Raw genomic sequence first — 7,901 nt, forward strand, 5'->3', positions numbered from 1 at the left:
CTCGCCTGCGTACGTGCTCCGGGGTCGGTGAAACTCCGAGCCGGCGGTGACAGCCCGCGACCCGCGCTATGTGGTTGACTCGGTGAAATTCCGAGGCCGACGGTTAAAGTCCGGATGGGAGGCAGCACGGCGTGACACGCTGCGTGGCGTGCGCGTCTATGTAGGCGCGCCTACCCGTAGGCGTGCGCGCTTGGTTACCTCCGCCCCGGGCCTGACCTGACGGGACGTGGATGAACCGGCTAACGAGGCTACTGGCCCCCATCGCGGTGGGTGCGCTGCTGCTTGCCGCCTGGGCGTGGGCCTCCGGTAGTGGGGCGGTGGCGCCGTTCCTGCTTCCCTCCCCGGCGCGCGTGCTAACCCACCTCTTGGCTTCGTTCACCGGCACGATCGCGCCGGCCGCCTGGGAGACCCTGCGCGCCGCCCTGATCGGGTGCGCGGCGGCCGTGGTGGTGGCCGGGCCGCTGGCCTACGTGATCTGGCGGTGGCGCTGGGCGGACGCCGCCCTCTCGCCCTACCTGGCCGCCTCCCAGGCCGTTCCCGCCATCGCCCTGGCCCCACTCCTGGCGGTGTGGCTGGGATACGGGCTGACCCCGACCGTGGTGCTGTGCGCCCTGATCGTGTTCTTCCCGATCTTCGTTGCCACCCTGAACGCGCTGCGCGGCATCGACCCCGACCTGCTGGACGCCGCCCGCCTGGACGGCACCACGCCCGCCCAGTTGCTGATCCACATCCAGGCCCCGCTGGCCCTGCCCGGCTTCATGTCCGGCCTGCGCGCAGGTTTCCCGCTGTCGATCACCGGCGCTGTGGTGGGCGAGTTCGTGCTGGGCGGCAAGGGCATGGGCATGCTGCTGACCGCCCAGCGCCAGGCCGCCAACACCGCCGGCATGTTCGCCACCATCCTGGTCCTGGCCGTGATGGCCAGCCTCTTCTACGTGGCGCTCCAAATCCTGGAGCACCTTTCACCCACCATCGCCGCACTAAGGAGCAAATGATGCGACGCAAGATCGCGCTGGTCGCCTCCGCACTGGTAGCCGCCCTCTTTACCGGGGCCTGTTCCGCCGACGCTCCGCCGGCCGCCCCCAGCGCTAAGCCCGATGGCGCTGGCGGCCAGGGCGCCGCCGTGACCGTGGGGCTCACCTACGTGCCCAACGTCCAGTTCACCCCTGCCTACTACGCCGAAAGCAAGGACTTCTTCCGGGAGCACGGCGTGGAGGCCAGCTTGCGCCACCACGGCGCCCAGGAGGACCTGTTTGGTGCCCTGGCGGCGGGGGAGGAGCAGCTCGTGGTGGCCGGCGCGACGGAGGCCGCAGTGGCGGCGGCGGCCGGGCAGGACGTCGTACTCCTTGCCCCCTACTACCGTGCCTACCCGGCGGTGCTGATCGTGCCGGCGGACTCGCCCATCCAGAGCGTGGCGGACCTGAAGGGGCACAGCGTGGGCATCCCGGGCGAGTACGGGGAGAACCTGTACGCCCTGGAGGGGGCGCTGGCGCAGGCCGGCCTGACCCGCAGCGAGGTTGATGTGCAGTCGATCGGCTACACGCAGGTGGCCGCCCTGGCCGCCGGGCACGTGGACGCGGTGATCGGATTCGTCAACAACGAGCCGGTGCAGGCCGCCGCGCAGGGCGTGCAGGTGCGCGTGGTGCCGATTGGGCACACCGACCTGCTGGGCGCCGCGATCGTCACCTCGCGCGCCGCGCTGGAGAAGAACCCGGAGGGCATCCGCGCCGCCGCCCTGGCGCTGCAGGACGGTATTGACGCCACCGTCGCCAGCCTCGAGGCCGGAGGAGAAGAAGCCCTGGCCGTGGCCAAGGAGTTCGTGCCGGACCTGAACGGTGAGGCCGAGGCCGGTGCCTTGGCCACCTTGAGCGCCACCGTGCCGCTGTGGACCGGATTCGACCCGGCCAAGGACGACGGCCTGGGCGGTGTACGCGGCTCGGAGTACATCACCGTCACCAGCGTGGCGGCCATGCTGGAGGCGCTGGAGTCCGCTGGCGTACTCAAGGGGGAGGTCACGGCCGGGGCCCTCCTGGCCGACTAGCCCTGCCCCATGACACCCCTGCCCCTGTGGCACCCCGAGCCGAGCGCTCGGGATGCCACAGGGGCAAGTTATTGGGACAATTGTTGCCAAGAAGGCGGCCGTTGCTCGCGGCCGCGCCGCGCCGCGACAGAAGGGAGAACCGGTGCGTACCCTGCTCAACATCATCTGGCTGGTGCTCGGTGGCTTTTGGCTGTTCCTGAGCTACATCGTGGTGGGCGTGCTCGCCTGCATCCTGATCATCACCGCGCCGGCCGGCGTGGCCTGCTTCCGCATCGCCGGCTACGTGCTGTGGCCCTTCGGGCGAGACGTGGTGCGCAAGCCCGGTGCGGGCGTCGGCTCCACGTTGATGAACGTGGTCTGGTTCATCCTGTTCGGGCTGCCGCTGGCCGTCAGCCACGTGCTCACCGCCGCGGCCCAGGCCATCACCATCATCGGAATCCCGCTGGCGATCGCCAACATCAAGCTCATCCCAATCACCTGCTTCCCCTTCGGCAAGCAGGTGGTGGGCCGCGCCCAGCAGATTCGCTACTGAACCCCAAAAGACCCATGCGCCCGCCGGCCGCTCACGCTCCCGGCGGGCGCTGCCCGCTCCCACCCCAACTAGCGCTAAGGCCCTCCTCCAATGCCGATCGACCTCTCGTTCTACCTGTTCTCCCTCCTGAAGTTCGGAGCGGGATTCTTGATCATCGCCGCCTACCTGAAGCTGACCAACAAGCTGCAGTCCTCCAACCTCACCCCGATCGACTACATCGGCAACTTCGTGCTGGGCGGCATCATCAGCGGCGTCATCTACAACGGAGACATCCCCTTTAGGCGCTTCGTGCTGGTGCTGGTGATCGCCCTGGGCATGATCTCCCTGCTCAACTTCGTCACCATGCGCTTCCTGGTGGTGCGCCAGGCGGTCACCTCAGACCCGCTGCCGATCATCGTCAACGGCGTCTTCCAGATCGACCCGGAGGAGGGCAAGTCCAGCAAGTTCGATGTCATCACCTTCATCTCCCAGCTGCGTTCGCGCGGCATCTACTCGCTCGAGGACATCGCCTTCGCCCAGATCGAGCCGGACGGCTCCCTCACCGTGATCAAGAAGGGAGACGGCGTGATCAACAGCCTCCTGGTGCGCAACGGGGAGCTGCTGGAGCGCCACCTGAAGGCCGTCGAACGCGACGAGGAGTGGATGATCGCCCAGCTGGAGGCGGAGAACCTGGCCCTGGAGGACGTCTACCTGGTGGAGCTATCGCGCGAAAAGCACCTGTTCATCGTCAAGAAGGACGGCACCTGCATCGCCAAGGAGATCGAATAGCGGGCAGACGAGCGGCGCGGTCGCGTTTCGGGGGCCACGCCGCCGCTAGGCCAGGGGGCCGGGCGCGGGATGGGGCAGGTAGCCTACGGGCCACGCCGCCGCTGGGCCACGCTGGGCAGCGGTGCCGCGCCGGGCCCCGCTGCTGGGCCTCGCTGCTGTGCGGGTGGTGAGACGGACGGGATCACATTGGTGTGGTGGGGCGGGCGCGCACTAAGGTGGCGGCATGACGTTTGAAGAACTCTTTGCCGATCTCTCCGCCAAGGTCGCCGCCGGCACCCCGGGCTCCCGCACGGTCGAGGAGCATGCCAAGGGCATCCATTTCATCGGCAAGAAGATCGTGGAAGAGGCCGCAGAGGTGTGGATGGCCTGCGAGTACGAGTCGCAGGAGGACGCCGCCCTGGAGATCTCCCAGCTCTTCTACCACGCCCAGGTCATGATGATCGCTAAGGGCCTCACTCTCGAAGACGTCTACCGGAAGTTCTAAACAATGCTGCGTATCGCCGTACCCAACAAGGGCGCGCTTTCTGAGGCCGCCGTCCAGCTCCTGAAGGAGGCCGGCTACAAGACCCGCCGTTCCGGCCGCGAGCTGGTGCTGCTGGACCACGCCAACGAGGTCGAGCTGTTCTTCCTGCGCCCGCGCGACATCGCGGTCTACGTGGGGGAGGGTTCCATCCACGTGGGCATCACCGGCCGTGACCTGCTGGCCGACACCCCTGACTGCGCCGCCATCGAGCACCGCGCCCTGGGCTTTGGGTCCTCCCAGTTCCGCTTCGCCGGCCCGGCCGGCCAGTACACGGACATCTCCCAGCTGGAGGGCAAGCGCATCGCCACCTCCTACGACGTCCTGCTGCGCGAGTTCCTGGCCTCCCAGGGCCTGGACGCCAAGGTGGTGCACCTGGACGGCGCCGTGGAGTCCTCCGTGGCTCTGGGCGTTGCCGACCTGGTGGCCGACGTGGTGGAGACCGGCTCCACGTTGAAGGCCGCTGGCCTGGAGGTGTTTGGCCCCAGCGTCATGCGCAGCGAGGCCGTGCTGATCACGCGCCCCGACCACGTCAACGACCCGGGCCTGTACAAGCTGGACCGCCGCATCCAGGGCGTCCTGGTGGCGCGCGAGTACGTGCTGGTGGACTACGACATCCCGGCCACCCACCTAGATGAGGCCGTGGCGATCACCCCGGGCCTGGAGTCCCCGACCATCTCCGGGCTGCACGACCCGGCGTGGAAGGCCGTGCGCTCCATGGTGCGCCGCAAGGAGCTCAACGACGCCATGGACAACCTGGCAGACCTGGGTGCGCGCGGGATCATCGTCACCGACATCGTGGCCTGCCGCCTCTAGCGGCAGCCGCCAACCCGGGCCGCGGGGCCGGCCGGTTAAACCGGTCGGCCCCGCTTCCTCTGTGCAGCCCCCGCCTGGCCGGTGCAGGCCAGCTCTGGGCGGGCAGCGGGCCGCGCGCCCGGCGCGGTGCGCGCGGCCCGGCGGGTGGTTTTGGGGATACTTGGGCCGTGACCGAGTTCCCGCCCAGCGCTGATCGCGCCTCCGAGCGCGTCATGGACCTGCTCATCGCCCTGTTCCACGCCCGTCGCCCGCTCTCGCGCGCCCAGATCTATCAGCAGGTCAACGGCTACGAGCCGATGCTGGCGGGCGCGGAGGCCACCGCGCAGAACATGATGTTCGAGCGGGACAAGCAGGCGCTGAAGGACATTGGCGTGCCGCTGCGCGTAAGCCAGGACGCCACCCACGGGGACGACGTGCGCTACTGGGTGGACCCGGACAGCTACGTGCTGGACCTGCCGCCGCTCACCCCGGCCCAGCACGGCGTGCTGGCCGTGGCGGCCGGCATGTGGCAGGCCACGGACCTGGCCGGCCCGGCCGCGCGCGCCCTGACCAAGCTGCGCGCCCTGTCCGGTCAGAGCGAGGCGCCGTGGACCGTGCGAGCCAGTGGCAGCGCCCACCCCTATCTGGTGCAGATCTTTGAGGCGGTGGACACCGGCGCGGCGTTGAGCTTTTCCTACCGCAAAGGCGCGGACCTGACCGGGCCAGTGACGAGGCGGGAAGTGGAGCCGTGGGCCACCTGGCAAGGCAGCGGCGCATGGTATCTGCGTGGCTACGATCGCAGCCGCAAGGCTGCGCGCAACTTCCGGCTCTCACGCATCGTTGGCACCCCAAAGCTGGTGACCGGCCCCCTGCAGGGCCCGCGCCCGGATCAGGTTGAGTTGGGCCGGGCAGGGACAAGCCTGGACCGCGACGAGGGGCTGCAAGCTGTGGTGGAGCTGACCGCAGGAGCTGGCAAGCACCTGCGCCGTAGCGCCGTGAGCGTCGCGGTTGAAGGGGACGGCGCTGGGCGTGCCGCCGCATCCGCAGTGCGGGGCCGCGAGCGCCTGCGCCTGGAGCTGGGCAACTCCGCGCGGGCGGTGGAGGACCTGTGCGCACTCGGCAGCGACGCCCTGGTGGTCTGCCCGCCGCAGCTGGCGCGCGCCGTCGCGGCCAGCCACGCCCACCTGGCCGGCTTGGAGGTGCAGCCTCTGCCCGCGCCGCCCGCCCCGAAGGCCAAGCGCAAGGGCCGCACGGCTGCGGTCACGCGACTGACGCGGATGCTGGCGCTGCTGACCTACCTGGAGTCCCACGGCCCCACCAGGGTCTCCGAGCTAGCCGCGCGCTTTGGCGCCGGGGAGGCGGAGATCGAGCGGGACGTGTCCACCCTCTTTGTCTCGGGCCGCCCGGGCTACTACCCGGACGACCTGATAGACGTGGCGCTCGACGACGAGGGCGGGCAGGCCACCCTCAGCCTGCTGGACGGGCAGGGCATGGCCAAGCCGCTGCGCCTGTCCGCCCTGGAGGCCACGAGTCTGGCGGCCGCGCTGCGGGTGCTGCTGGCGGTCAGCGGCGACGATCCGCTGGTGGCCCAGACCCTGGCGGCGGTTCAGGGCCAGCTGCCGGGCGGTGGCGCGGGGGAGGCGGCGGCCGCCCCGCTGATCGTGGGGGAGCGCTCGCCGCACCAGACCCTTACGGCTGTGCGACTGGCCCTGCAGGAGGGCCGCGTGCTGGCCTTTGACTACACCGACGCCCTGGAGCGCACCTCGCAACGCAGCGTCACCCCGCTGGCGTTGACGGCCGACGGCGAGCACCACCTGTTGCAGGCCTGGTGCCACGACGCCGGCGCGGAGCGCACCTTCCGCCTGGACCGCATGGGCACCGTCTCGGTGGGACAACAGGCGCCCGCCCCGCTGGCGACCGCCGGGCAGGGGGACGACGCTGCCGCCGCACCGCCCGGGGAGATCGCGGTGAGCGTGCTGCCGGCGCCCTCCGGCTGGTGGATCGGCGAGCAGCCGATCGCCTCGCCGTGCGCGGCGGCGGCCGGCGCCGGCATGGGCGAGGCGTGGGTGGAGCTGCGGGCCTTCAACGCCAGGTGGCTAGAGCGCCAACTGCTGGGCTGGGGCGGGCACATCGCAGCCTGGGGCGCGCACAGCGAGGCCGGGACGGCACTGCTGGAGCGGGTGCGCCAGCGCGCGGCGGGCGCGGCGCGCGCCTACCATGAGCGCTGATGTCTTACGCCGACGCATACGCAGCAGCCAAGGAACGCGCCGCCTGGGAAAAGAGCCAGGCGGGGAAGTTTGCTGCCTTCTTGGACTTCGAACTGGACGATTTTCAGCGCCAGGCCATCGCCGCGGTCGAGGCGGGGCGCGGCGTGCTGGTGGCCGCCCCGACCGGGGCGGGCAAGACGATCGTGGGCGAGTTCGCCTGCTACCTGGCCCTGGCCCAGGGCAAGCGGGCCTTCTACACCACCCCGATCAAGGCGCTGTCCAACCAGAAGTACAACGACCTGGTGGCCACCTACGGCGCCGACCGGGTGGGCCTGCTGACCGGTGACACCTCCATCAACGGGGAGGCGGACCTGGTGGTGATGACCACCGAGGTGCTGCGCAACATGCTCTACGCCCAGTCCGGGGCGATAGACAACCTGGGCTTCGTGGTGATGGACGAGGTCCACTACCTGGCAGACCGCTTCCGGGGCCCGGTGTGGGAGGAGGTGATCATCCACCTGCCGCTGCGCGTCCAGCTGGTCTCCCTGTCCGCCACCGTCTCTAACGCGGAGGAGTTCGGCGCCTGGCTGCAAGAGACGCGCGGGGACACGCAGGTGGTGGTCTCTGAGGTCCGCCCGGTCCCGCTGTTCCAGCACATGATGGTGGGCGCGCGCCTGTTCGACCTCTACTCCTACCGGGGGGAGGGGCAGGAGCGTCAGGATGCGGGCGGCCGCCCGGTGCTCAACTCGAAGCTGGTGCAGGCCGCCGCCCGGCTGGAACGCCCCAGCGGGGGCGGCCTGGCTGCGCGCGGGCGCGGGCGGGAACGTCGTCCCCGTGGGCCGCACCTGAACCGGCCGCAAATGATCGCGGCGCTGGAGGAAAAGGGCCTGCTGCCGGCGATCGTGTTCGTGTTCTCCCGGGCGGGCTGCGACCAAGCGGCGCACGAAAAACGTCTATGGGTCCCAAGAGACTCGTTGTCACGGTAGGCGAGCGTTGTGAATATCGGTTCTTTCATAACCGAACGAAGTAAATAGGGCAAAA

At 70.0% G+C, this 7,901-nt stretch carries 7 protein-coding genes, 1 pseudogene and 1 riboswitch; all 8 genes and pseudogenes read left to right on the forward strand.

The genetic code is table 11. The annotated features are described in order from the left end of the window. Positions 1–10: 10 nt before the first annotated feature. Positions 11–131: riboswitch (FMN riboswitch) on the forward strand. 99 nt (positions 132–230) lie between these two features. Continuing rightward, a complete protein-coding gene (locus AC4PWQ_RS00195; protein ID WP_371164636.1) occupies positions 231–992 on the forward strand; it encodes an ABC transporter permease in 762 nt (253 codons plus the stop codon). Then, positions 989–2,038, forward strand: coding sequence for an ABC transporter substrate-binding protein (locus AC4PWQ_RS00200; protein ID WP_371164635.1), 1,050 nt, complete (start codon positions 989–991; stop codon positions 2,036–2,038). Before AC4PWQ_RS00195 ends, AC4PWQ_RS00200 begins: the two co-directional genes overlap by 4 nt. Before the next feature lie 142 nt (positions 2,039–2,180). After that, positions 2,181–2,570, forward strand: coding sequence for a YccF domain-containing protein (locus tag AC4PWQ_RS00205; RefSeq protein ID WP_371152205.1), 390 nt, complete (start codon positions 2,181–2,183; stop codon positions 2,568–2,570). Positions 2,571–2,660: 90 nt separating this feature from the next. Next, on the forward strand, positions 2,661–3,338 hold the full coding sequence (locus tag AC4PWQ_RS00210) for a DUF421 domain-containing protein (RefSeq protein ID WP_371152204.1): 678 nt from the start codon (positions 2,661–2,663) through the stop codon (positions 3,336–3,338). Between the two features lie 223 nt (positions 3,339–3,561). Then, the gene (locus AC4PWQ_RS00215; protein ID WP_371152203.1) at positions 3,562–3,822 is read left to right on the forward strand and encodes a phosphoribosyl-ATP diphosphatase; all 261 of its coding nucleotides are present in this window, start codon (positions 3,562–3,564) and stop codon (positions 3,820–3,822) included. 3 nt (positions 3,823–3,825) lie between these two features. Then, positions 3,826–4,674, forward strand: coding sequence for an ATP phosphoribosyltransferase (gene hisG / locus AC4PWQ_RS00220; protein ID WP_492089429.1), 849 nt, complete (start codon positions 3,826–3,828; stop codon positions 4,672–4,674). Between the two features lie 167 nt (positions 4,675–4,841). After that, complete coding sequence (locus tag AC4PWQ_RS00225) at positions 4,842–6,881, forward strand: helix-turn-helix transcriptional regulator (protein WP_492089430.1); 2,040 nt, start codon at positions 4,842–4,844, stop codon at positions 6,879–6,881. After that, a pseudogene (locus tag AC4PWQ_RS00230) lies at positions 6,878–7,807 on the forward strand (DEAD/DEAH box helicase); the annotation flags it as partial. The gene AC4PWQ_RS00225 and the pseudogene AC4PWQ_RS00230, both read left to right, overlap by 4 nt. Positions 7,808–7,901 lie beyond the last annotated feature (94 nt).

Source organism: Buchananella sp. 103232 (genome assembly GCF_058725725.1).